Raw genomic sequence first — 21,727 nt, forward strand, 5'->3', positions numbered from 1 at the left:
CGATGTTCGCGATCCCCGCCTTGGGCCTGAACGTCTGTGGGACTCTCGTCCCGACCTTAGCCCTTTACCTCCGATCTGGAGCAATCGCGTAGAACAGGCAGGCCGGCATGTTTCAAAGCTCGTGGTGGGAGATCGCCACCCATATCATCAGTCTCGCCGTCGCCTACGCGCTCGCCCTTCCTGTTGGCTGGGATCGCGAGAAGGACGCCCGCAGCGCAGGCATCCGTACATTCCCGTTGGTTGCCATCGCCAGTTGCGGCTTCGTGCTGGTGGGCATCGCGATCCTCGGCCGCACGTCTCCAGCGCAAGCCAGGTTGCTCGAAGGTCTGATTACGGGCGTCGGCTTCATCGGGGGCGGCGCGATTCTGAAGAAGGGCGACAAGGCGTCAGGTACGGCGACGGCGGCCAGTCTGTGGGCGACTGGGGCACTCGGCGCGGCCGTAGGCTACGGCCTATACGACATCGCCTTCATCCTGAGCGCCACTACCTTCCTCACCCTGCGCTGCTCTCGTCCGCTCAAGCGTGCCACCAATGGCGACGTTGGCAGCTCGGCGAGCCCATGACGAGCCCTTGGGCGAGCCGATGGATGCGGCCTGTGCGATCCCTTACCCGGCGCTGGTCACCGGCGACGACCATCGCGGCGCGAGACCGCCAACATCGCTTGCTGCGCTGGGCGACGCTGCTGGAGCGCAATCCCCACCAGATAATCGGCCTGCTGTCCCCTCGTGGGCGGGCGGCGACGCGCGCAGCACGATGGTCGATCGGCCGAGCGCGATCGACGTCGCATGGAGCGACGTGGTGCTGCGGGTGATGGGGTTGGCGGGACGATCGCGAGGTGAAGCAAAATCGTTCTTCGGGTTGTCGGATGCCGAGCTGGATCGGATTGCCGCAGGTTCGTGGCGGTGTCCGGTTCGACCCGCTTGGCAGGTCGCCGTGCGGATCAGGACGTCGAATGTCCGCGCCTGGAAAGTCGGATCGTTGGGTCCGTCGTCGCCCTCCTGCTCGTGACTTGCGCGATCTCCTATTGGATCTTCTGACGAGGCTGGTTTGTGTTCGACATCATAACATCGATCCTCGCGTCACTCGGCGGCTTTGGCGTCTTCCTGTTGATGCTGGCTGAGAACGTCTTTCCGCCGATCCCATCGGAAGTGATTTTGCCACTTGCCGGCTACACCGCTGCGCAGGGGCGCGGCTCGCTGTGGGTGGTGGCAATCGCCGGCACCCTCGGATCGGCTGCAGGGGCGGTGCTGTGGTACTATGTCGGCCGCTGGATCGGCATCGAACGATTGAAGCGCTTTGCTTCCCGCCACGGCCGATGGCTGACGTTGACGCGCGGTGAGGTCGATCATGTCGACCGCTGGTTCGACCGCTACGGTCGTTGGGCGGTTCTGTTCGGGCGCATGGTCCCGGGAGTCCGGACCCTGATTTCGGTGCCCGCAGGGGTCAGCGGGATGCCCCTTGGTCCATTCTTGGTCTCGACGCTCACCGGCTCGGCCATATGGACCGTTATCCTCGTGCTGGCGGGCTATGAGCTGGGCGAACGCTATAGCCAGGTGGCGAGCGTCATCGAACCGATCAGCAACGCCGTGCTCGCGCTGGCCGTCATCTGGTATCTTTGGCGGGTCGCGACTTTCGGGCGATCAAGGGGTGGCCATTGATGGCTGACCTGCTGCCCGCGTTTCCTGCCGGCCTTTGGCTCATGGCAGCTTCGATGCTTGTCCGCATCACACGCTTTGCACGTGCTTTTAGCCTGATCTCACCAGCCAGCTCGATCATCCTCATCAGATTGGTTGGAAGGCTTCACCGCAGCGGATTTCACGCATGGCGTCGCAACGGAGGGAAGTGGCGTTGGGCCGGAATATGGAGAGGATCGACATAATGGGGAACAGCAAGCAGCAGGCGATCATCGCCGTTGCCGCAACAATCGTTCTGTCCGGATGCGGGCTGATTAAACCACGCGACGCCGGCTATTTCCGCTTCCACGCGGAAGAGGCGAGACTGGTCGTCACACGCTGCGAGCGGGGCCAAGAGACCGGCAGCGATTGTGAGGCCGCAGCGCAGGCCGTGGCCGAGCTCGACGCGGCGGCGCAGCGAGAGTCCTCCGGCAACGGCCGACGCTGATGGTGGCCGCCTTCGCCCGCACCGACGCTATGGAACACCGTCTATCTCGACCGCGTCGTCCGGAATCTGCTTGGCAACCGGGTCGACGTGCCCGACGAACTGCTCGCTCACGTCGCGCCATTGCGCTGGGAGTACGTCGGCCTCAACGGCGACATTCTCTGAGGCGACATCGACAAACCCCGTGAACAGTTCAGGTCGCTCCGGCTCCACCAGCAAGGTCGGAACGCTTAGCGTACGTGCTCGACCATCCTCTCACCGGTGCACACCCTGCATGTGACGCTCGCGGAAGGGGCGGACCCGGATGCCGTTCGCCGGTCCGTCAGCGGCCTGCTCGCCAAACGGTTCGATATCGAGCATAGCACGGTGCAAATCGAGGGTCCGGGCGACGGCTGCGAGGATCGGTCACATCTGTATCGGTAGCACCGATGCGAGACCTGCAATCGTCATGGCGGGCATGGGTTGACTCCGGACTATGGTACGGACCCCATATAGGCGTTACGATCCCCCGGAGAAGTGACATGGCCGCGGCAGCGAAGAGCGCCAGTATTTATCGGATGGTGATGCCGACGCACACCTGTCCCTATGGCCTGAAGGCCAAGGACCTGCTGCGGCGCGAGGGCTATTCGGTCGAGGACCACTGGCTGACGACGCGCGAGGAGCAGGACGCCTTCAAGGCCAAGTACGACGTGAAGACGACGCCGCAGATGTTCATTAACGGCGAGCGGGTCGGCGGCTTCGACGATCTGCGCCGATACTTCGGCAAGGCCGTCCGCGATCCCAAGGCGGTCACGTATCGGCCGGTGATCGCGGTATTCTCGATGACGGCGCTGATGGCGTTGGCGGCGAGCTACGCCGTGGTCGGGGCACCGTTCACCATCCGCGCGGCCGAGTGGTTCATCGGCTTCTCGATGATCGTCCTCGCCATGCTGAAGCTCCAGGATATCGAGAGCTTTTCGAGCATGTTCCTCGGCTACGATCTCCTCGCCAAACGGTGGGTGCCCTATTTGTAGCCGCTCGCAATCGGATGGGCTCCTGCTCGCAAACAGACCACTTTTCTGCTCGGATTAGCTGACAGTCAGAGCGCGCGTCTGCTCACGCTTTTTGACAATATGCTCGCGATCTCCCGCGGCTGCTCGCAATCAGCGCCCCGCGCTCACGCTCAGCGCTACTGACGGGACTGGTCAGAATCTGATCCCCTCGACCAACCGAGTTGCGGCCTGGCAGCTCGCGGTGGTCGCGCACCAAGCCCTGACTTCAAGGCCCGGGCTCCGAACACGACGACGTTGCGCCTCTGCATCGAGAGGGACGATAGCGGCGTAGAGGAGATCGGGCTCTTTCTGTCCGGGGCTTGCTGGCCTGAACTTCCGGAGAGTCACCCCATCGATGTTGAGCGTCGAGGGCGCGGCCGCGGAAAGGGGCCGGCGAGCCAGGCCGTTCCCGAATGAAATCTCCACCCGATAACCCTCCCCCTCGACCATGCGGCCGTCAACGTCGCCCTCCAACTTAGTGATTCGCGCCTGTCCCACGTCGAACGTGCAGCAGCCGGCGATCAGTAGGCGGTCGCCGGCCACATTGCGGGGGTGGATCGAATACTCGGTTCCGACGGGGCCGGAGAGCTCGGTGGGCCGCGGCTCCTTCTCGGAGCCGCGGTCGCACCCTGCCAGGGCGATGAAGGCCAAAAGCCATCCCGCCCCGGTCGAGGCCTTGCCTCGGTCAGCCATAGAACCCGACCAGCAGCGCCCGCTCGTCAGAGCATAGGCTCCGCTTGATCTGCCCAGGGTTGAGATAGGTCGTCATCAAGCATGGCCCTGTCGAACCATCGGTGCGGTGGTCCATCCCTTTCACGTGACCCATCTCATGCGTCATCGCGGACTGCCAGTCGATATGCTGGCCGATGTTGCTCGACGTGATCGACGAACCGCAGATCAAATCGGTCGATTGCGCCGTGTGGCCCGTGTCGTAGTAGATGCGGTCGGTATTGACGTACACGGTCGCGTCGATCGCCTGCGCAGGTGCTGGCCCGGAATAGCCGTAAATGATGGTCCGCATGATCGCCGACATGCTGGAGCCGTCCTGGATGTTGATGAAATCCGGGTCCTCGGTCGCCGAGTAGTAAGTCGACGTGTAGTTCTGCGTCGTTCCGGTGAGCTGGAACGAGCGCCCTGCGGCGTTGATCGTGTCGACCGCGGCCTTGGTGTTGGCGTCGCAGGCGGCCGGAAGCGCATAGTTGATCTTCACACCCCGCGACCCGTTCGGGAAGTAATAGGGTTGCGGGATCGGCCCGGCGAACGCCGGTGCGGCGTTGGCGAGGGCAAGCACGCGCGCTGTGTTGGACACAACGAACCGGGAACTTGCGAGTAAAGTGCCGGCCGTCACGCTGGGCTTCTGGATCATCAAAATCCTCGCCACCACGCTCGGCGAAACGGGCGGCGATACCGTCTCGATGACGATGGACCTCGGTTATCTGGTCGGGACCGCGATATTCCTGACGGTGCTGGTCGCCCTGGTCTGGTGGCAGGTCGCGTCAACGCGCTTTCACCCGTTCCTTTATTGGGCAACGATCATCGCCTCCACGACCGCGGGAACGACGATGGCGGACTTCGCCACGCGCTCGCTCGGCATCGGCTATACCGGGGGATCAGCGCTGCTGCTCGGCTGCGTGCTGGCCTCGCTGTTGGTCTGGTATCAAACGCTGGGCTCGATCTCGGTCAGCACCGTGCGCGAGCCGAAGGCCGAGCTGTTCTACTGGGTCACGATCACCTTCTCGCAGACACTCGGCACCGCGCTTGGAGACTGGACGGCTGATACGGGCAACCTCGGCTATATCGGTGCGGCTGGCATCTTCGCGGGTCTGCTGGCCGTTTTGGCGCTGCTCTACTTAATGACGAACGCCAGCCGCGTGGTGCTGTTCTGGGCCGCCTTTGTTATGACGCGACCCCTTGGCGCTGCGGTGGGCGACTTTCTCGACAAGCCGTTCGATCATGGCGGGCTCGCGTTCAGTCGGCCGCTCGCGTCCGCAGTCCTGGCGGCCGCCATCCTGCTGCTGATCGTCGTTCTCCCGCAACGTGCCGGAGAGCATCCTGGGCATAGGGAGAGAACCTAGCTCGCTACTTCTCAAATGCCCTCAGGATCGGACACGGCCCATCCGACCCGGACCCGCACTCCATCGCAAGCCGGCGCAGCGCTGTGCGGACCCGCTCGAGTTCCTCGATCTTGGCATCCAGCGCGGCAATGCGCTCGTTGGCGAGCAGGCGCGCGCGCGCGCGATCGTCGGTCGCGTCCAGCGCCAGCAGCTCGCCGATCTGCTCCAGCGTGAACCCGGCCGACTGCGCCGCGCGGATGAAACGGAGCCGTCGAACGTCGTCGTCCCCATAGCGCCGAAATCCGCCGGCCGATCCCGACCCGCCGGGCCGCTCGGGCGTACCCAGCAGGCCGCGGCGCTGGTAGAAGCGAACTGTCTCGACACCGACGCCGCCTTCGCGCGCAAGCCCCGCGATCGTCATGCTCGTCATGCCTTGACTCCGGACTATGGTACAGACCCTATATAAGTCGTGTAACCAATTGGAGAAGCGATATGGCGACCACCGCGCCCAAGAAGGCGGCGCTCTACCGTATGGTGATGCCCGAGCATACTTGCCCCTATGGCCTAAAGTCCAAGTGGCAGCTCGAGCGGCACGGCTATGAGGTCGAGGATCACTGGCTGCGCACCAAGGAAGAGACCGAGGCGTTCAAGGCGAAGCACGACGTCAAGACCACGCCGCAGACGTTCATCGGGGCCAAGCGGATCGGCGGCAACGACGACCTCACCCGCTTCTTCGGCGGTCACGTGCCGGCGAAGGACGAGACCAGCTACAAGCCGGTGATCGCGGTGTTCGCGATGACGGCGTTGATGGCGCTCACCGCCAGCTATGCCGTGCTTGGCACGCCGTTCACCGTCCGTGCGGGCGAGTGGTTCATCGCCTTCTCGATGTGCGTGCTGGCGCTGTTGAAGCTCCAAGACGTCGAGAAGTTCTCGACCATGTTCCTCAACTACGATCTGCTCGCCAGGCGCTGGGTGCCATACGGCTACATCTACCCCTTCGCCGAAGGCGGCGCGGGCGTGCTGATGATCGCGGGCGCGCTGACTTGGCTGTCGGTGCCCGTCGCGCTCGTCATCGGCACGATCGGGGCGGTGTCGGTCTTCAAGGCCGTCTATATCGACAAGCGCGAGCTGAAGTGCGCCTGCGTCGGCGGCGCAAGCAGCGTGCCGCTCGGCTTCATCTCGCTGACCGAGAACCTGATGATGGTGGGAATGGCGCTGTGGATGCTGTTCGCCCCGTCCGCGCTGTCGATGGCGCACTGAGGCTGCAATTGACATCGAAGCGGCGCGCGCGCGGATAGGGAACGTGGGAACCAGGTCGCAACCTTCCGCCAGCCTGCTCCGCGTCGCCCTGCTCGGCGTGCTCGCGGCGCTCCTGCTCCTGCGCCTGGGACCGTGGTGCGAGGCGGCGGCGAGCGCCGCGCCGGTGGCGCCGGTCATGGCCGGTTGCGACTGAAAGGGGACGCCGACGAAGAAGGCACCCGGGTCGGCATGCACAACACCATGCGCGGCCGTCCACCAGCCTACCCTAATTAGGCCTGCGCCGTGGCGCTTGCCGTCGACAACGCCAATTCCTGCTCCGGCTTAAGAGTTGGCCGGGCTGCCGGTGCCACCGGCAACGCCCCCGCCGCGAACGGTGTGACCTCCTCGACAGCTCACACGTTCAACCGACGGAGATACTGATGACATGACTGAAACTGATCCGCGCCGCCCTGGCGCTCGCCCTCCCGACCGCGGCGTTCGCGACCGATGCGGGCTGCTGCTGCGGCGCCGACAAGGCGTGCTGCAAAGGATTGCGCGGACTGCTGCGACAAGATGAAGGCGAAGCCGGGTGATTCCAAGCCTGCACCGATGCCAGGCATGAACCACTGAAACGGGGCGGGGGCGGGCAACCGCCCCCGTTCTCGCTAAGACCCTCGTCTAGCCGCCGTGGCGAGCATAGACGCGCTGGCCGCTCGGGCCGAACGCGATCACGTCATAGGCTTGGGGCCGCATGCCCGCGACCTCCATGCCGGGAGAACCCATCGGCATTCCGGCGACGGCCAGGCCGCGCACACCCTTTGGGTGCTGGGCGATCACCCGCTTCATGTCGGCGATTGGAACGTGGCCCTCGAATGCCATGCCGTCGATGATGGCGGTGTGGCAGGACGCAATTGAGGTCGGCACGCCGAGCCGGCGTTGGTACGCGGCGCGGTTGGCATCATCAACGATTTGCACGTTGCGGCCGAACTGCTGGCGCACTTGCGCCGCCCACTTCTCGCAACAGCCGCAGCCGGGGTCGCGGTGCATGACGATATCCGCCGCAGCCGATGCGACGCTCGGAACGGCGATCAAGAGCATTGCGGCTAGGAAGCGAGGGCGATGGGTCATGGGTCAGCTCCAACGGAAGTGATCCCGCCCTGCCGCGGGTGGTTGGGGGGACGGCAGGGCGGGTGCAGCGCGCCTTACTGCGCGCGCTTGCCATGCTTACGAAGCCAGGCTTGCAGCTCCGCGATGTCCTTTTCCTGCTTCGAGATCGTCATCGTCGCCATCTGGCGGGTCTCGGCATCCTTCGCATCACGTTGAGCGACCCGCGCCATCGCGATCGCGCCGCGGTGATGCTCGATCATCTTGCGGGTCCACATTTCTGCCGCATCACCCTGCTTGGCCGCCATCATCTTCCGGTGCATGTCCATTTCGGCCTGGCCGTAGGGATTGCCCGCCATCATGCCGGCCATATCGCCGTGATCCATGCCCTGCATCTGGCCATGGTCCATGCCTTGCATTTGGCCGTGGTCCATCGCCTGCTTCCCGCTCTGTTGGGCAAACGCGGGCGTGGCGACGAGCGCCAAAGCGGTGAATATCGAAATAGAGCGCATTTCCTTCGAACTCCTCGTGCTACCCCCATCTGCTACGCGGCGCAGCCGCTCACCCCTCAACGTTTTATTTCAAGGCTTGAGCCCGCCACTAAGACCTGATGAGCGACAGGCCGCGCACGCAATCTCCCTATCAAGGTGCAAGTGGCTGAGCAGAGACGCCGCCAGGACGCCGGAGGGGGGCAGACCTGAACTGGCGGGTGAGCGCTTAGATGCTAAGGGCCATGAGGCCATACATCACGAGCGTGAACGTCACCGCGGTTAAGCGGCCCGGCCCGTTCCCATCATCAGCTTCATCTTGTCGGGTTTGTCGTCCGTCACGCATGCCCCTGCTGGAGCGTTGATTGATCCTTGGACGCCCGTCGCGACCGCTTCGGCCAGCGCATGTAAAGGAGCACCGCTCCGCCCAGCCAAAGCGCCACGCCGCCAATCGCGAACGCAAGCAGCCAAGGCGTGTTGAAGTTCTCGTGGTTGCTCCAGTCCATGATGTGTAGCCCCCAGAAGAAGTCGTAGAGCCGCCACGTCCCGGTCCTGACCGCCGCGATGCGGCCGGTGTCGCCCGCGACGAAGACGCGAGTCGCGTCTGCGTCGGCGAAGGCGACACGCCATGCGGGGAGCGGACCGCGATATTCGGGGCTGGGACACTGGATGCGGTCCACCTTGGCCTCCGGTCGGCCGTCTCCGCGCCACGCGGCGCGGGCGACCGCCTCGGCATCAATCGCGGTTGGGGCGGGCAGCGCCGCGCCGGTCCGCGCGTCAAACAGCCGTGTGCCCTTGGCCGCCGTCACCTCGGCAATGGGGCGGCCCAGCCACAGGCGATAGGTGACGGCCTCGACCGGCGCGGCACTGGCCTCGGTGATCGCCGATGGCGGTGCAAGCGGGACGCCGGTAGGCAGCGCCGCCACGGCCTTGCGATTAATCAGGTGATCGCCATGCACGCGGTCGATGGGCAGGAAGCTCATCAATGCGCCGCTGGTGAACCACAAGAGGAGCTGCGCGCCGATGATGAGCCCAAGCCACCTATGCGTGCGGCTCGCGAACAGGTGCAGACGGGCGCGCCGGCTCCTCAGAACCACGTCCTGATACCGGCGACGAAGCTGAACCCGCCCGTGTTCTCGCCCGGCGCACGCGAGTAGCGGCGGGTGTCGCCGAACTGGCGCTCCCACGATACGCCGAAATAAGGGGCGAACTCGCGCCGGAGCTCGTACCGAAGTCGAAGCCCCAGCTCGGCGTCGATCAGCCCGGCACCGTAGCCGTCACGAGGCACGTCCTGCGCGGCCAGGTTGAACTCGGCGCGGGGTTGGAGAATGAAGCGCTGGGTCAGCCGTTGATCGTAATAGCCCTCGATCCGCGCCAGCACGTCGCCCTTGTCGGACAGAAAGGCGGCAGCTTCGAGATCAAACATATTCGGAGCCAATCCCTCGATGCCGAATGTGGCATAGGTGCGCGACGGATTGGGCTTGAAGTCGTAGCGGATGCCACCCTGCAGGTTCCAATAGGGGCCGATCGTGCGCGAGTAGAGCGCCTGCACCTCGGCACTCTCGATGCCCTTGCCGAACGTGCCTTCGCCCTCGGTCTTCGCAACGAAGCGGTTGATGTCGCCGCCATACCAAGCCTCGCCATCCCAGCGATAACCGATCCGCTGACCGGACTTGCGAACCGCCGATCGTTCGAACGCTGCTGCGAACGTCACCTTGCCGGGGGCGGGGGCGGCGCGATCGCAACCTTTGACATCGATCTTTTCAAGCAGGTCAACGATCGCCACGGCCACGCGGCCGGCGATTTGGTCCTGAAGCGGTTCGCGGCTTTGGCCAAAGGGATGGTGCGGGAAGGCGATGTCGTCGCCCGGCTCGGCGGCGAAGAGTTCGCGGTCCTGCTGCCTCGCGCGAACTCCGAACAGGCGCTCGCAGTGTGTGACCGGCTTCGCGATGCGACCCAGAAGATGGCAGTATCGGTCGGCGGAGCGACGATCCGCATCACCGTAAGCGGAGGCATTGCGCCGCTCAGTGCGGACACGAGCCTCGATGCCACGATGGCCGTCGCCGATGCTGCCTTGTACAGCGCGAAGCGGGCAGGGCGGAACGTCCTGATGATGGCTGCTTGAGGCGAGGGGGAGGCGTTGCGCTGGAACTTGTGTGCCGGGCGCAAGCTCCGGTCTACGTCCGCTCCAGCATCTCTCTTACCAGCGCCAGCAGCTCGCGGGGCCGGTATGGCTTGGGAACGAACCGGGCGCCGCTGGCCAGATCCTGCGGTTCAGGCGTAACCTGCCCGGAGGTGACAAGAATGGCGCAATCCGGGCACATGGTCCGCAGGAGACTCGCAAGCTTGAGGCCGTCGGGATCGCCCGGCATCTGGATGTCCGTGAACACGGCGCAGACATCCGCTCCCGATTCCAACAGCTGGAGCGCGGCACTGCCGCTATCCGCTTCAAATACGGTGTAGCCGGCATCGGTGAAGGTGTCCGCCGCCAGCATGCGCAACAGGGGATCGTCGTCGACGACGAGGATTGTGTGTAGACTGGAGGTGCTCACACTCGCTCAACCCGGCATATCCGTCCGCGATCCATTGAAGATGCTGGAACTTCGTCTGATCGGATAATAGGTTGGAGGTTGGGCGCTCTCTGCGCTGCAGGGGACGCCAACCATCATGACCGATCCACAGGACGAACTTGCCCGCTTGCGGGCAGAAGTCGTCAAGCTTCAGAGCAGCCGTGGCCCGCTCGGGCCCGAGAGCTTCCACTCGCTCGAGTGGGCACTGGAGCGTGTCGCGGAGCGGCAAGCGACCGATCAGGCGCGCTATCGATCCTTGCTGGACAGCACGACCGACTACGCCATCATCATCATGGATGTAGAGGGCGTGATCACTGATTGGAACGAGGGTGCGCGGCGCATTCTCGGGTGGGAGTTTGAAGAGGTGAGGGGGCTTTCTGCCGACCTCATCTTCACACCCGAAGATCGCGCTGCAGGCGTACCGAAGCAAGAGATGCTCGGCGCCCGGGAGAACGGCTGTGCCGAAGACGACCGCTGGCACCTGCATAAGGGAGGTAAGCGGTTTTTCGCCACCGGCATGATGATGCCGCTCCTCGTCGAGGGCCAGGAGCAGGGCTTCGTCAAGATCCTGCGCGACCGTACCCGCCAGCGGGAAGAGGCAGAGCGTCGCGCGCGCATGGACGAGCGCCTTAAAGCGGCGCTTGCGGCCAGCCCTGGGTTGACCACTTTCGAGCTCGATCTTCCGTCAGGTGTCCTGCGCGGCGACAATCGCTTCTGGCAGCTGCACCGACTGTCAGCAAGCGACGAGCAAGAACAGTCGCTTACGCGCTTTCTGGGAGCGGTTCATGACGCCGATCGCGCGCATGTCCAGAGCGCGCTTGAGAGCGCCCGTAACGATGGCGTGGCGGTTGCGATCGACTATCGGGTTCCACAGCATGCCCAACTTCCGCGCTGGATCACTCTTCAGGGTCGACCAACCTTCGACCACGAAGGCCGATCAACGCGGCTGCCAGGAACGGCGCTGGATATCACGCGTCGAAAAACGCGGGAACTCTGGGCTGCGGCGCTGGTCGAACTCTCCGATCGTTTGGGACGAGCCCGGCATACGTCGGAGATGACGCAGGCGCTCGGCGAGATCCTCGGGCGAACATTCGAACTTACCCGTGCCGGCTATGGGACGATTGATCAGGCTGCGGGGACGCTCACAATCGACCGCGACTGGACATCGCAAGGTGTAGCGGGTCTCGCCGGTTCCTACCAATTCGAGGACTATGGCCTGCCGCTCGACCAACTCGCAGCGGGACAGCCTGTCGTCATCGACGACATCGAGTCTGATCCGCACACTGCCGGCCATGCCGAGAGGTTCCGTACGCTTACCATTCGCGCGCTGGTGAACGTGCCGCTGCTTGAGCATGGCCGGCTGGTAGCCCTGATCTTCCTGCATGACCGTAACGTTCGGCATTGGTCCGATGACAAGCTGGCCTTTCTGCAGGAGGCGCTTCGTCGGACGCGTGAGGCGATCGAACGGCGACGTGCCGAGGATGCGCGCGAACTGCTGACGGGCGAACTCCATCACCGCGTCAAGAACATGCTGGCGGTGGTCCAGGCGATCGCCACGCAGACCTTTCAAGGCGAAGGCGTCGAGGACGCGCTCGACACCTTTCACGCGCGTCTCACTGCGCTCGGGGCGGCCAATGAAGCGCTTACGCAGGACAACTGGCGTAAGGCGTCGCTTGAGTCCGTCGTCCTTAGAGCCTGTTCGGCGCAGGTAGGGGCGGCCGGGCGCATACGCTCCTCGGGGCCGCAGCTCGTGATTAAGGCGCAGGCGGTGACCGCCTTCTCCTTGGCGCTTCACGAACTCTGCACCAATGCTGCAAAGTACGGGGCATTGAGGAACCCTGAGGGTTTCGTCGAGGTAAGCTGGACTGCTCAGGACGAGCAGTTGCAGTTCAGCTGGATCGAGGTCGGCGTGAGCGACGTCACGCCTCCGTTGCGCGACGGGTTCGGGAGCAAGCTCATCGAGCGGAGCCTAGTGCGACAGTTCGGGGGCAAGTGGAACCGAGATTTCGAGCCTACAGGACTGCGGGTTCGCTTCGATCTTCCGCTTGACCGACTTATCGCTGATTGATTCCCAGTCTGCCAAGCATGCGTCGCAAGCCATCGCCCCGCATCCTTCAACCACGTCGTAGCGAGAACGAGAAGCGTGACCTTTCGCCGGGGATGCCATCGGCCGCCGAGCGCGCCCAACTAAGCGGTCGCGCAACATACGGCGGGTATGCCAAGCACAAGCGCGATCCCTATGCCTGGGGGCTGGAACCGTATCGTGGCCGTGCTCCCGATCGGACATTTTGTGAGGACACCGGCTTCGGGATCGCCGATCAGCAACGTATTCCGCAGCTGTTGCGGCGAGGAATTGACGCCGGCCTGTTCGGCGACCTCGTCCGGCAAGGCGACCCGACGATGCTCTGGACGCTGGACGACGATGGATGGATCTACGAATTGCGGCAAACCATTCCCGGGCGCGCGCTCTACCACGGTTATCCTTTGCTGCCGACCAATGCACTGGGCCGCAAGGTGATTGCGCGTTTCGAGAACTGGTATCTGTCGCTGTCGCGCGCGCAGAGACAGCCCGCAATGCTTGCCGCGTTGCGAGGAGCCCAGGAGCGGTATAGATAGAGCTGTGAGCTTCGACATCGATCTTGACTGGCCGGCAGGGGACCGGTCGCAGGGGGTCGCCGACATCCGCATGGCGGTCGGTCGAACGGTGTTCACTCGCCTGCTCGACGAACATGAGGGGACCCGGCGAGACTATTTTCGGGCGTCGCCGCTCCTGCTCGGCTTCTGGTTCGTCGACAATTTCTGGCGGCTGCGCTGGGAGCCGCTCGACGATCCTCATTTTCCGAGCACCGAATGGCGACTGCGCCATGAGCTCAGCGCCGCGTCCGGCGATACCGTCCTGCCGCCCTTCATGATCTATGGGATGGGACCGCGGGTGATGGTAGCGCCGGTTACCGGGGTCGAGGACGATGGCAGCGTCATCCGCTATCTCCATGAGCGCCCCCTGACGATGCTCTCGGACGAGTTCGAGACCGGCCTCGAGCGCTTCTTCGACGCGTTGCTGCGCTGTCGCGATCTGCCCGACAGCGCGGCCTTTGCCGATCTCATCGGGCAACTCGCCCGCGAGCGCGCAGACGACGAGCTCGCGGGATGGCGACGTCTGGAAGCATGTCTCGGCTACGATCCCGACCAGGCTCCCCAGGCGGTCGTCGAGGCGCTGCTCGGCTTCGAGGAGAGGGTCGGCGAGGCGGCGATCGACGAAGCTGCGCTCGCGACCAAGGGGCAAGCTGCGCCAGTTGCGCTGGAAGCGGTGCTGGAGGCAGTCGAGGCGTCCGACGTCGTTGTCGACTTCGCCTCGGTACAGGGTCAAATCGATCCGGCAACGCTGCCCGGCCAGACCCCGTGGCAGGCGGCCGAAGACGCCGCGATCGCGCTGCGTGCTGCCCTCAACCTCGGCAATACCGTGCGCTGGGCCGATCTGGGCGACATTCTTCAGGTCCGGTGGGAGTTGCTCAAGGAAGCAACGGCGACGGCGCGTCATCTGCCGTTCTCCGCCAAGACGGAAGGTAACGGCTCACAGTCGCGATTGGCCTTGGCGATGAAACCCCTCAACGATCGCCGGTTCGAGCTGGCGAGGATGATCGGCGACGAGGTTTGGACCGGTGGCCAAGGCTTCGGCGTGATCAGCCGGTCGCGAACCGACCGCCAGAAGTTCCAGCGCGCGTTCGCCCAGGCGCTGCTCTGTCCGATGGAGGCGCTGCGCAACGTCGTCGACGTGAACCGTCCGACCCGCGAGCAGATCGTGCGCGCCGCGAGCCGCTTCGGGGTACGCGACAGCGTCATCGTTACGATCCTGCGCAATCGCGGGTATCTGCCACGGGAGTCGATGGCGGACTGGCTCGAGGCGGCCTGACTACCTGCCAAACGATCTACGATTTTACATAATCACTATTATCAGCCTAGCAGATTGTAATAGTGATTATGTTAAACATGCGAGCGTCATCTTCCGCGGGCTCCCGTCACTGCAGCGCCTCCGTCCAATCAATTCAGCCTGGAGCCACCGTCAGCATGCTCCTGTCGGGAAGGCTCTCAAGAAGGTCCGCTTCGGCTCGGTTCGGACCGCTTACGACGCTATTCACGCCTGCAACGCCGGTCCGAGCTTCCCGCATGCCTGCCCTGCCGCGCTGGTTCACGCAGCCCGCTCCTGCAAGCCCCAGGAGGTGCAGGCCCGGAGGTCGGCCATGAGCTCCAAATGTTGATTGCGGTTTGATCGAGGAAGGACCGACGGAACAGAACGAAGCGACGAGATTAGAACCCCTCACCGTGCCTGACCGAGGCACGGCAGGACGAGGACGAACCTGATGAACGAGAACAACCTGAAGAAGCTGGTCGCGCAAGGATTGTCCGCGATGCAGGCCGGCAGCGACGTCGCCGCCAAGGCGACCGACGAGATCAACAACGACGCGCGCCACCCGGCGCTGCGATCCGCGCTCGAAGAGGGCAACCGGACTTCCCGCCAATGGGCGGACCGCATCCGTCGCGCCGCCGAGCAGGCGGGCCCGGCCGATCAGCAGGACAACCCTGTGCTCGAAGCGCATTACGAGGTGAGCCGCAGGATCCGCGAAGCGGCACCGGACGATGCCTCACGCGACCTCGGCATCATCGCCAGCGGGCAGCTCGCGCTTCATTACTGGATCGCTTCGTTCGGGACCATGGCCAATTACTGCCGGCAGACCGGCATGGACGATGCGGCGCGCGACATGAAGGCGTGCGCGGACGAGGCCAAGCAGGCCGACGAAAAGCACAGCCAGCTCGCCGAGCAGTTGCTGTCAGAAGGCTGAACCGGTGCCGGCCCGCCTTGCTACCGACGACCGGCCAACCGGCATGATCTTACAATAGGAGATAATTGGTGCTTGAGCAACGAAAGCTGGGCGACGGGCTGCGCGTATCTGCGCTGGGCATCGGTTGCATGGGCATGTCCGAATTCTATGGGCAGGCCGACGAAGCCGAGGCGGTCGCGACCATTCACCGCGCGATCGATCTCGGCGTGACGTTTCTGGACACCGCCGACATGTACGGGGTAGGCCGTAACGAGGAGCTGGTCGGGCGTGCGATCCGCGATCGCCGCGACGCGGTGGTTCTCGCCACCAAGTTCGGCAACGTTCGCGGCGAGGACGGCACCTTCACGGGCGTGTGCGGGCGCCCGGATTACGTCCGCTCCGCCTGCGAGGCGAGCCTGCGACGGCTCGGCGTCGAGACGATCGACCTCTACTATCAGCACCGCGTCGACCCCGACACGCCGATCGAGGACACGGTGGGCGCGATGGCCGGGCTGGTCCGCGAGGGCAAGGTGCGCCACCTCGGCCTCTCCGAAGCGGCGCCCGCCACGGTCAGGCGCGCGCACGCCGTGCATCCGATCGCGGCGCTGCAGACCGAATATTCGCTGTGGAGCCGCGATCCCGAGGGCGAGATCCTCGACACGGTGCGCGAGCTCGGCATCGGCTTCGTGCCGTACAGCCCGCTCGGCCGCGGTTTCCTGACCGGCGCGATCCGGCGGGTGGAGGATCTCGCGCCTGACGACTATCGCCGGCACAGCCCCCGCTTCCAAGGCGAGAACTTCCAGCGCAATCTCGATCTCGTCGCGGCGGTCGAGGCGATGTCGCGGGAGAAGGGCTGCACCCCTTCCCAGCTGGCGCTCGCCTGGGTGCTGGCGCAGGGCGAAGACATCGTGCCGATCCCGGGCACCAAGCGCCGCCGCTACCTGGAGGAGAATGTCGGCGCGCTCGACGTGACGCTCACCCGAGGGGAACTGGAGCGGCTCGACCGCGCGGCGCCGAAGGGGGCAACGGCGGGCGAGCGCTACGCCGCGCCGCAGATGCAGGCGCTGAACCGATGAGCGGGAGCGACGGACACGGCCTTGCCGGCCGCGTCGCGATCGTGACGGGCGGCGGTCGCGGGCTGGGCCGCGCGATGACGCTCGGGCTGGCGCAGGCCGGCGTGCGGGTCGTCGCCACCGCCGCGCGCGAACTCGCCGAGGTCGAAGCGGTCGCACGGGAGGCAGAGCGGGCATGCGGCGACGATCGGGTGCGGCCGCTGCTCGCCGACGTGACGCGGGCGGAGGATTGTGCCGCAGTCGTGCGCGCCGCGCTCGTGCGCTTCGGCCGGCTCGACATCCTGGTCAACAATGCCGGGCGCGGCATGAAGTATGTGAGCGACACCTTCCTGACAGAACCGACCCGGTTCTGGGAGGTCGCCCCCGACACTTGGCGCATGGTGACCGACACCAACGTCAACGGCCCGTTCCTGATGGCGCGCGCCGCCGTCCCCGCCATGCTGGAGGCGGGATGGGGCCGAATCGTCAACATCTCGATGAACCGCGAGACGATGCGACGGCGCGGCTTCTCGCCCTACGGCCCGTCCAAGGCGGCGCTGGAATCGGAGACCGCGATCTGGGCGCAGGACCTTGCGGACAGCGGCATCACGGTGAACGCGCTCCTGCCGGGGGGCGCGACGCTGACCGGCATGATTCCCGAAGGACTGCCGGATAGTGCACGCGACGGACTGCTGTCGCCCGAGATCGTGGTGCCGCCCTTGCTCTGGCTCTGTTCCGATGCTGCCGCGGCGGTGACGGGTAAGCGCCTGGATGCCCGGAAGTGGATGGGGGTGCAGCCCGGAAGTCAGCCCGCACAGGACGCGCTGGAGGATGTCGGGTGGTAGGGCAGACCACAGGATTTATCTGTTCGACCAACCGTGATCGCTTCGTCCTTTTGTGCGATATCGCCAGCGACATTTCTTCTGCTGGCCAATTCGGTGGGAGACCTGAAATTTGCGGCATCAGACCGGGATCATTCGATCCCGGGCCATTCAGCTTGCCAAACAGCGATCAGCAGCACGCTTCGTACGCCAGCTTTGCAACAGCTCGATCTGCTTTTTATGTACATCGTCAATTATCGCTGGCTCAACCTGACAGGTTGTATCGCTCGCCTCGATTTGAGGTTCCGATTTGTAGCGCCTGCTACTGTTAGCGTGATCCAGCAGTGCACGCAGCAGTTGCCGCCCTCTCACGACCCGGCTCTTGATCGTGCCGACAGGAACACGTTCGATCGTGGCTGTCTCTTCGTAGCTCAAACCCTCGATCCCGACAAATTGGATGCACCGCTGCTGCTCGGGTGTCAGACGCGGCCACAGACGGCGAACATCGCCCAACGTCACGACCGATTCCTGGTTTGAAGCCACCGGGATATCGATGAGTTCGGCGGTCCCGCCTGCCTGTCCCGCAACTTTACGACGAACCTGCGACAGAAAGGAGTTGCGAAGGATACGGAAGGTCCACGCCTTCAAATTCGTGCCGGGCTCGAATGACGCACGGCTGCGCCAGGCTTTCAGTACGGTTTCCTGAACGAGATCCTGGGCAGCATCGGGATCCCTGGTCAGCGATCGCGCGTAGCTCGCCAGCCTGGGCGTCAGGTCGCTCAGTGCAGCACCGAAGTCAGACCACTCCTCATCCGGTACATGCGGTTCTTGATCCGGTTGTTCCGACACGCGACAGCCCTTGCTCGATCGAACCAGGGCGCCGTTTATACACCGACTGGTTTACTTACTCGAAAACGCCACCTCTCCCGGGTTGTTCCACTCCTCCGTGATGAGGCCCGATAGGCGAACAAGCGCGTGATAGGTCAAGGGCGGGGATCCGGATATGCGGAAGGCTGGGCAGCCGGAGGTCAGCGCCTCTATCTGCTCGCGAACCAGGCCCAGGCTGCTGGCAGCACCGCAGACGCCATCATCATTGCGCCGACAACATCATGGTCGCGCTGAAGGATCGCGCCGGCGACAAGCAGTCCGGCTGACAGGATGTTGGGATCGGCGCGCCGGGGCGACGTCGGCGTTGGGGAAACCGCGCCTCCCTGTAATTCGATCGGCAGCGCGCCCGACCGCGCAACCCGCTCGGCGAAGGCCACCAGCTCGGGCGAGGCGGCGGCCAGACGGCCAAGGCTCGTCGCCAGCCGGCGTCCGCCCCGCTTGAGGCCGGCCGGGCCGATCCGCTCCCGCAGCAGTTCGCGCGCGATCGGCGCGGCGCGCGCCGCAATGTCGAAGCCAGGATCGAGCCGTCGCACGAACCCTTCGGCGATCAGCAGGGTGCGCAGCAGCAGGGCGAGGTCGGGTGGCAGCGCCAGGCGGTACGTTCGTAGCAGCGCGAAGACGCGTCCGAAGATGTCGGCCAGCTCGATCTGCTGAAGTACCGCCCCGCGGAACTGGCCGATCAGCGCGTCGAGGTCGCGGGTCAGCGCCTGGCGATCGACGTCGGTCTCGCCCGACCATTGCAGCAGCACGTCCGTCACCGATCGCGTGTCCTCGCCGGCGATGGCGAGGACGAGCGTGACCACCTCATTCCGCCGGGCGGGGCTGAGCACGCCAACGGCTCCGAAGTCGATAAACGCCAGAGAGCCATCGGCCAGGACGAAGACGTTGCCGGGATGGGGGTCCGCGTGGAACCGGCCGTTGAAGATTATCATCCGCAATACCGCATCGGCATATCTGCCGGCGACACCCGCACCGCCCTCACCCACCCCGTCGAGGATTTCGCGGACCGGCATGCCGTCAAGCCGCTCCTGCACGTTGATACGGCGGCCGACCTGATCCCAGTAGAAGGCCGGCGTCCGGACGCCGAGCGGCTGCAGGAACGCGCCGATGCTCTCGCAGGCTGCCGCTTCTGCGCTGAGGTCCATTTCCTGCGACAAGCTCTCCGCAAAGAATCGGAGCAGTTCGTCGGGCTTGAGGCGGCGGATCTCCGGTGAGTGCCGGGCCGCGAGCCGCGCGATGCGGCGGAGCAGCCGTAGGTCGGCATCGACGCGTTCCGCAATCCCCGGCCGGCGTACCTTGACCACAACCTCGGTTCCGTCGCGCAAGGTTGCAGCATGAACCTGCGCAATCGACGCCGCCGCGATCGGCTCGCGGTTGAAGTTCGCGAACACATCAGCGATCGGGGAGCCGAGCGCGGCCAGGATCGTCGGCTCCAGCGCCTCGAACGGCAGCGGGGTCACGCGATCCTGCAGCGTCGACAGCGCCCGCACCCATTCCGGCCCGAGCAGGTCCTCGCGGGTGGCTAGCACTTGCCCCAGCTTGACTGCGACAGGTCCAAGGTCCCGCAGCAGCGCGACGACCCGCTCGGGCGTACCGACGTCCACTGGCTGCTCCGAGCGACCGGGCAGCAGGCCCAGGCGCGAGGCGAGCCCGTTCAGCCCATGGCGCCCCATAATCTGGATGAGCTCGGCCAGCCGCGCGCGCTCACCGATTTGAGACTCGTCGTCGGTGGTGGGCATCACGCGCTGCAACCATCCTCCTGCCGCGGGCGGCAGCCATCGAGGAACAGGTCGATGCCGCGTGAAATGCGATCCCGCGCTGCCTCGTCGTATGCTGGAGGAGACAGCCCCAGCGCTGCGCGGCGCATGGGTGCGACCACGACGAGCGTGACGAACTGCTCGGCAGCGAACACGGGGTCCGCCAGCGACAGTTCTCCCTTCGCATCGGCGTGGGCGAGGATCGACGCCACCCATTGGACGGCCCGCTGGTAACCGAAGTCATGGATGTTCGCCGCTAGCGCGGGAAAGCGCACGGCTTGCGCAATGACGACGCGTTCCATGGAGGCGATCCGGGGTGTCAGAAGCCACTCGAGCAGGCGATCGGCGATCACGCGAAGGCGCGATCCGATGTCCGGCTCGTCGCTGCCGGAGGGTTCGAGCGCGCGCAGCTGCGTGTCGATCTCATCGAGGATCACCGCCTCGAACACGCGGGCCTTGCTACCGAAGCGCGCGTACAGGGTCCGCTTGGAGATGCGCGCCTGTTCGGCAATCATGTCGGCACTGGCACCGTCGAAACCGTGTTCGAAGAACAGCTCGCGAGCGCTCTTGAGGATGTGCGATGTCAGGCGGAGCGCGTCCTCGGTGGTCGGTCTGCCCATCTTCCTCGGGCGCCGGCGTTTCTTTTCGTCATCACTCAATCTCGTTCTCCTGGATCGAGGGTAGCGCGATCCGGACCCGTTTACGAGAAATCAAGCCGAGAGGGGCGGTTGCTTGCCTCCCGCCCGCTCTCGGGCGAGGGCTCATCGATTGTTCCGTGGTTGTTCACCGCCGTGACGTCGGCTTGTAGGTCGGGAGAGACGGAGCACCCACTCCCAGCCCCTCCTGATCGATGCGGGCCGCCGTTTCCCTGACGCCGCCAACCTTGTTCCTTGCTGAACGAACCGTCTCGGCCAGCTTGGACTGCTCGGTGGTGGTGTCGCGTATTGTAGGCCGAATAGCCTCGACGCGAGCCGTGAACCGCTCGGATCCGTCACGGGCGTTCAGCAACGCGCGATTCGCTCTGGTGAGAATAGTCGCGCCGCGATCCTCCAGAACGCCTCCCAGCCGTTCGGCGCTGTCGCCGGATCGCTGCAAGGCGTTCCCCACGGCCACGACACGCCCGCGCGTGCCGGTAAGCGCGTCGGACGCCGCTCCCGCCTTGTCCGACCAGCCCGCGGAGCTCTCCGCCAGCGCCGCCAGCCGATCGCTGGCGCGCTGCTGCTGAGCGGCATCAAGGTTGCGCGACACGGAATCGATTGTCTGGCTGATCTTCTCCACGAGTGCGACGGGATCCCCTCCCCCGCCAAGAAGCCCACCTTCCTTGGCGGGGATGATGGGGAGCTCGCCGTCGCTCCTCGCAACAATCCGGGGCGCACCGGATGTCGCGCCGTCGAGACTGATGTTCGCCGTTCCCGCCAGCGCCGATCGCGCGATCGTCGCCTTTACGCCTGCGACGATCGGAGTCCTCGGTTCGAGGCTGACGGTGACGAGAACCGCTGACGGATCATCTTTGTCGAAACGTATGGACGTGACATGGCCCGCCGGGACGCCCGAGAAGGTCACTGGCGATCCCTTTTCCAGGCCGGCGACGCTCCCGGTGAAACGGATCAGATAGGGGTTTCCGTCTCCATTGCGTGCATCAAACAGCCAAAGGGTAAAGACGAGGAGCGTGCCCAGCAGAAGGCTGGTGACCGCGAGCACAAGGAATTTGTTGGATTGCGTTTCCATCTCAAGACGCAGGCATTAAAGCGGAGACAAAGGTAAGTAAACCGTACCGTTTCTGATCCG

General features: G+C 65.0%; 25 protein-coding genes and 3 pseudogenes. 16 read left to right on the plus strand and 12 right to left on the minus strand.

Annotated elements, in window-relative coordinates:
* The first annotated feature begins 107 nt into the window (after positions 1–107).
* From GO308_RS14830 to GO308_RS14855, 6 genes and pseudogenes are all read left to right on the plus strand, one after another.
* The gene (locus GO308_RS14830; RefSeq protein ID WP_053556572.1) at positions 108–563 is read left to right on the plus strand and encodes an MgtC/SapB family protein; all 456 of its coding nucleotides are present in this window, start codon (positions 108–110) and stop codon (positions 561–563) included.
* 7 nt (positions 564–570) lie between these two features.
* Complete coding sequence (locus GO308_RS14835) at positions 571–1,008, plus strand: hypothetical protein (protein WP_232834231.1); 438 nt, start codon at positions 571–573, stop codon at positions 1,006–1,008.
* A 41-nt stretch (positions 1,009–1,049) separates the two neighbouring features.
* On the plus strand, positions 1,050–1,658 hold the full coding sequence (locus GO308_RS14840; RefSeq protein WP_115381624.1) for a DedA family protein: 609 nt from the start codon (positions 1,050–1,052) through the stop codon (positions 1,656–1,658).
* Positions 1,659–1,878: 220 nt separating this feature from the next.
* Positions 1,879–2,121, plus strand: coding sequence for a hypothetical protein (locus GO308_RS14845; RefSeq protein WP_240886007.1), 243 nt, complete (start codon positions 1,879–1,881; stop codon positions 2,119–2,121).
* A 12-nt stretch (positions 2,122–2,133) separates the two neighbouring features.
* Positions 2,134–2,352: pseudogene (locus GO308_RS18735) on the plus strand (Tn3 family transposase); the annotation flags it as partial.
* A 287-nt stretch (positions 2,353–2,639) separates the two neighbouring features.
* A pseudogene (locus GO308_RS14855) lies at positions 2,640–3,128 on the plus strand (glutaredoxin); the annotation flags it as partial.
* Between the two features lie 174 nt (positions 3,129–3,302).
* Here GO308_RS14855 and GO308_RS14860 read toward each other — a convergent pair.
* Positions 3,303–3,800, minus strand: a complete 498-nt coding sequence (locus tag GO308_RS14860; protein WP_125471581.1) for a hypothetical protein — start codon at positions 3,798–3,800, stop codon at positions 3,303–3,305.
* Positions 3,801–3,834: 34 nt separating this feature from the next.
* Complete coding sequence (locus tag GO308_RS14865; RefSeq protein WP_198665982.1) at positions 3,835–4,515, minus strand: hypothetical protein; 681 nt, start codon at positions 4,513–4,515, stop codon at positions 3,835–3,837.
* On the opposite strand from GO308_RS14865, the gene GO308_RS14870 reads away from it, so the two are divergent.
* Complete coding sequence (locus GO308_RS14870) at positions 4,484–5,224, plus strand: hypothetical protein (RefSeq protein WP_232834229.1); 741 nt, start codon at positions 4,484–4,486, stop codon at positions 5,222–5,224. The genes GO308_RS14865 and GO308_RS14870 overlap by 32 nt on opposite strands.
* A gap of 4 nt (positions 5,225–5,228) precedes the next feature.
* On the opposite strand, the gene GO308_RS14875 is transcribed toward GO308_RS14870, so the two are convergent.
* Positions 5,229–5,633, minus strand: a complete 405-nt coding sequence (locus GO308_RS14875; protein ID WP_115381611.1) for a MerR family transcriptional regulator — start codon at positions 5,631–5,633, stop codon at positions 5,229–5,231.
* Positions 5,634–5,695: 62 nt separating this feature from the next.
* On the opposite strand from GO308_RS14875, the gene GO308_RS14880 reads away from it, so the two are divergent.
* Positions 5,696–6,463 carry a MauE/DoxX family redox-associated membrane protein gene (locus GO308_RS14880; RefSeq protein ID WP_115381609.1) on the plus strand — a complete coding sequence of 256 codons (768 nt, stop codon included), beginning with the start codon at positions 5,696–5,698 and terminating at the stop codon, positions 6,461–6,463.
* 43 nt (positions 6,464–6,506) lie between these two features.
* Complete coding sequence (locus GO308_RS14885) at positions 6,507–6,656, plus strand: hypothetical protein (RefSeq protein ID WP_157968820.1); 150 nt, start codon at positions 6,507–6,509, stop codon at positions 6,654–6,656.
* A gap of 464 nt (positions 6,657–7,120) precedes the next feature.
* On the opposite strand, the gene GO308_RS14890 is transcribed toward GO308_RS14885, so the two are convergent.
* The 4 genes and pseudogenes from GO308_RS14890 to GO308_RS14905 all read right to left on the minus strand — a co-directional run.
* Positions 7,121–7,540, minus strand: a complete 420-nt coding sequence (locus GO308_RS14890) for a DUF411 domain-containing protein (protein WP_240886008.1) — start codon at positions 7,538–7,540, stop codon at positions 7,121–7,123.
* A 104-nt stretch (positions 7,541–7,644) separates the two neighbouring features.
* Positions 7,645–8,031 (minus strand): DUF305 domain-containing protein, encoded by a 387-nt coding sequence (locus GO308_RS14895; RefSeq protein ID WP_240886009.1) that lies wholly within the window; start codon positions 8,029–8,031, stop codon positions 7,645–7,647.
* Between the two features lie 341 nt (positions 8,032–8,372).
* Positions 8,373–9,131, minus strand: coding sequence for a PepSY domain-containing protein (locus GO308_RS14900; protein WP_115381605.1), 759 nt, complete (start codon positions 9,129–9,131; stop codon positions 8,373–8,375).
* A pseudogene (locus GO308_RS14905) lies at positions 9,122–9,697 on the minus strand (copper resistance protein B); the annotation flags it as partial. The gene GO308_RS14900 and the pseudogene GO308_RS14905, both read right to left, overlap by 10 nt.
* Between GO308_RS14905 and GO308_RS14910 the strand changes: the two are divergent.
* Entirely contained in the window at positions 9,698–10,159 is a 462-nt protein-coding gene (locus tag GO308_RS14910) for a GGDEF domain-containing protein (protein ID WP_240886058.1), read from the plus strand. It abuts the pseudogene before it with no gap.
* Between the two features lie 52 nt (positions 10,160–10,211).
* Here GO308_RS14910 and GO308_RS14915 read toward each other — a convergent pair whose 3' ends face one another.
* A complete protein-coding gene (locus tag GO308_RS14915) occupies positions 10,212–10,586 on the minus strand; it encodes a response regulator (protein ID WP_232834228.1) in 375 nt (124 codons plus the stop codon).
* A gap of 115 nt (positions 10,587–10,701) precedes the next feature.
* On the opposite strand from GO308_RS14915, the gene GO308_RS14920 reads away from it, so the two are divergent.
* From GO308_RS14920 to GO308_RS14945, 6 genes are all read left to right on the plus strand, one after another.
* Positions 10,702–12,672 (plus strand): HWE histidine kinase domain-containing protein, encoded by a 1,971-nt coding sequence (locus GO308_RS14920; RefSeq protein WP_115381601.1) that lies wholly within the window; start codon positions 10,702–10,704, stop codon positions 12,670–12,672.
* Positions 12,669–13,220, plus strand: coding sequence for a hypothetical protein (locus GO308_RS14925; RefSeq protein ID WP_240886010.1), 552 nt, complete (start codon positions 12,669–12,671; stop codon positions 13,218–13,220). The genes GO308_RS14920 and GO308_RS14925 overlap by 4 nt, the downstream gene beginning before the upstream one ends.
* A 4-nt stretch (positions 13,221–13,224) precedes the next feature.
* Positions 13,225–14,514 carry a hypothetical protein gene (locus GO308_RS14930; RefSeq protein WP_115381597.1) on the plus strand — a complete coding sequence of 430 codons (1,290 nt, stop codon included), beginning with the start codon at positions 13,225–13,227 and terminating at the stop codon, positions 14,512–14,514.
* A gap of 448 nt (positions 14,515–14,962) precedes the next feature.
* Positions 14,963–15,442, plus strand: a complete 480-nt coding sequence (locus GO308_RS14935; RefSeq protein ID WP_066690551.1) for a DUF892 family protein — start codon at positions 14,963–14,965, stop codon at positions 15,440–15,442.
* Positions 15,443–15,510: 68 nt separating this feature from the next.
* Positions 15,511–16,497 (plus strand): aldo/keto reductase, encoded by a 987-nt coding sequence (locus tag GO308_RS14940; RefSeq protein ID WP_346769094.1) that lies wholly within the window; start codon positions 15,511–15,513, stop codon positions 16,495–16,497.
* The gene (locus GO308_RS14945; protein ID WP_240886011.1) at positions 16,494–17,318 is read left to right on the plus strand and encodes an SDR family oxidoreductase; all 825 of its coding nucleotides are present in this window, start codon (positions 16,494–16,496) and stop codon (positions 17,316–17,318) included. The genes GO308_RS14940 and GO308_RS14945 overlap by 4 nt, the downstream gene beginning before the upstream one ends.
* Positions 17,319–17,465: 147 nt before the next feature.
* On the opposite strand, the gene GO308_RS14950 is transcribed toward GO308_RS14945, so the two are convergent.
* The 4 genes from GO308_RS14950 to GO308_RS14965 form a co-directional block, all read right to left on the minus strand.
* The gene (locus GO308_RS14950; protein WP_240886012.1) at positions 17,466–18,143 is read right to left on the minus strand and encodes a sigma-70 family RNA polymerase sigma factor; all 678 of its coding nucleotides are present in this window, start codon (positions 18,141–18,143) and stop codon (positions 17,466–17,468) included.
* Positions 18,144–18,331: 188 nt separating this feature from the next.
* Positions 18,332–19,921 (minus strand): AarF/UbiB family protein, encoded by a 1,590-nt coding sequence (locus GO308_RS14955; protein ID WP_191320881.1) that lies wholly within the window; start codon positions 19,919–19,921, stop codon positions 18,332–18,334.
* Entirely contained in the window at positions 19,921–20,598 is a 678-nt protein-coding gene (locus GO308_RS14960) for a TetR/AcrR family transcriptional regulator (RefSeq protein WP_210319907.1), read from the minus strand. Before GO308_RS14960 ends, GO308_RS14955 begins: the two co-directional genes overlap by 1 nt.
* Positions 20,599–20,722: 124 nt before the next feature.
* Positions 20,723–21,667, minus strand: a complete 945-nt coding sequence (locus GO308_RS14965) for an MlaD family protein (protein WP_191320873.1) — start codon at positions 21,665–21,667, stop codon at positions 20,723–20,725.
* Between the last annotated feature and the right edge of the window lie 60 nt (positions 21,668–21,727).

The sequence above is a fragment of the Sphingomonas sp. SFZ2018-12 genome (genome assembly GCF_022496715.1).
Classification (GTDB): domain Bacteria; phylum Pseudomonadota; class Alphaproteobacteria; order Sphingomonadales; family Sphingomonadaceae; genus Sphingomonas.

What these genes read in the sequence shown, in the direction of transcription:
- GO308_RS14955 (WP_191320881.1), bottom strand. Translation starts at nt 19,921, where the DNA reads ATGCCCACCACCGACGACGAGTCTCAAATCGGTGAGCGCGCGCGGCTG.
- GO308_RS14945 (WP_240886011.1), top strand. Translation starts at nt 16,494, where the DNA reads ATGAGCGGGAGCGACGGACACGGCCTTGCCGGCCGCGTCGCGATCGTG.
- GO308_RS14890 (WP_240886008.1), bottom strand. Translation starts at nt 7,540, where the DNA reads ATGCTCTTGATCGCCGTTCCGAGCGTCGCATCGGCTGCGGCGGATATC.
- GO308_RS14965 (WP_191320873.1), bottom strand. Translation starts at nt 21,667, where the DNA reads ATGGAAACGCAATCCAACAAATTCCTTGTGCTCGCGGTCACCAGCCTT.
- GO308_RS14920 (WP_115381601.1), top strand. Translation starts at nt 10,702, where the DNA reads ATGACCGATCCACAGGACGAACTTGCCCGCTTGCGGGCAGAAGTCGTC.
- GO308_RS14830 (WP_053556572.1), top strand. Translation starts at nt 108, where the DNA reads ATGTTTCAAAGCTCGTGGTGGGAGATCGCCACCCATATCATCAGTCTC.
- GO308_RS14935 (WP_066690551.1), top strand. Translation starts at nt 14,963, where the DNA reads ATGAACGAGAACAACCTGAAGAAGCTGGTCGCGCAAGGATTGTCCGCG.
- GO308_RS14880 (WP_115381609.1), top strand. Translation starts at nt 5,696, where the DNA reads ATGGCGACCACCGCGCCCAAGAAGGCGGCGCTCTACCGTATGGTGATG.
- GO308_RS14875 (WP_115381611.1), bottom strand. Translation starts at nt 5,633, where the DNA reads ATGACGAGCATGACGATCGCGGGGCTTGCGCGCGAAGGCGGCGTCGGT.
- GO308_RS14865 (WP_198665982.1), bottom strand. Translation starts at nt 4,515, where the DNA reads ATGATCCAGAAGCCCAGCGTGACGGCCGGCACTTTACTCGCAAGTTCC.
- GO308_RS14845 (WP_240886007.1), top strand. Translation starts at nt 1,879, where the DNA reads ATGGGGAACAGCAAGCAGCAGGCGATCATCGCCGTTGCCGCAACAATC.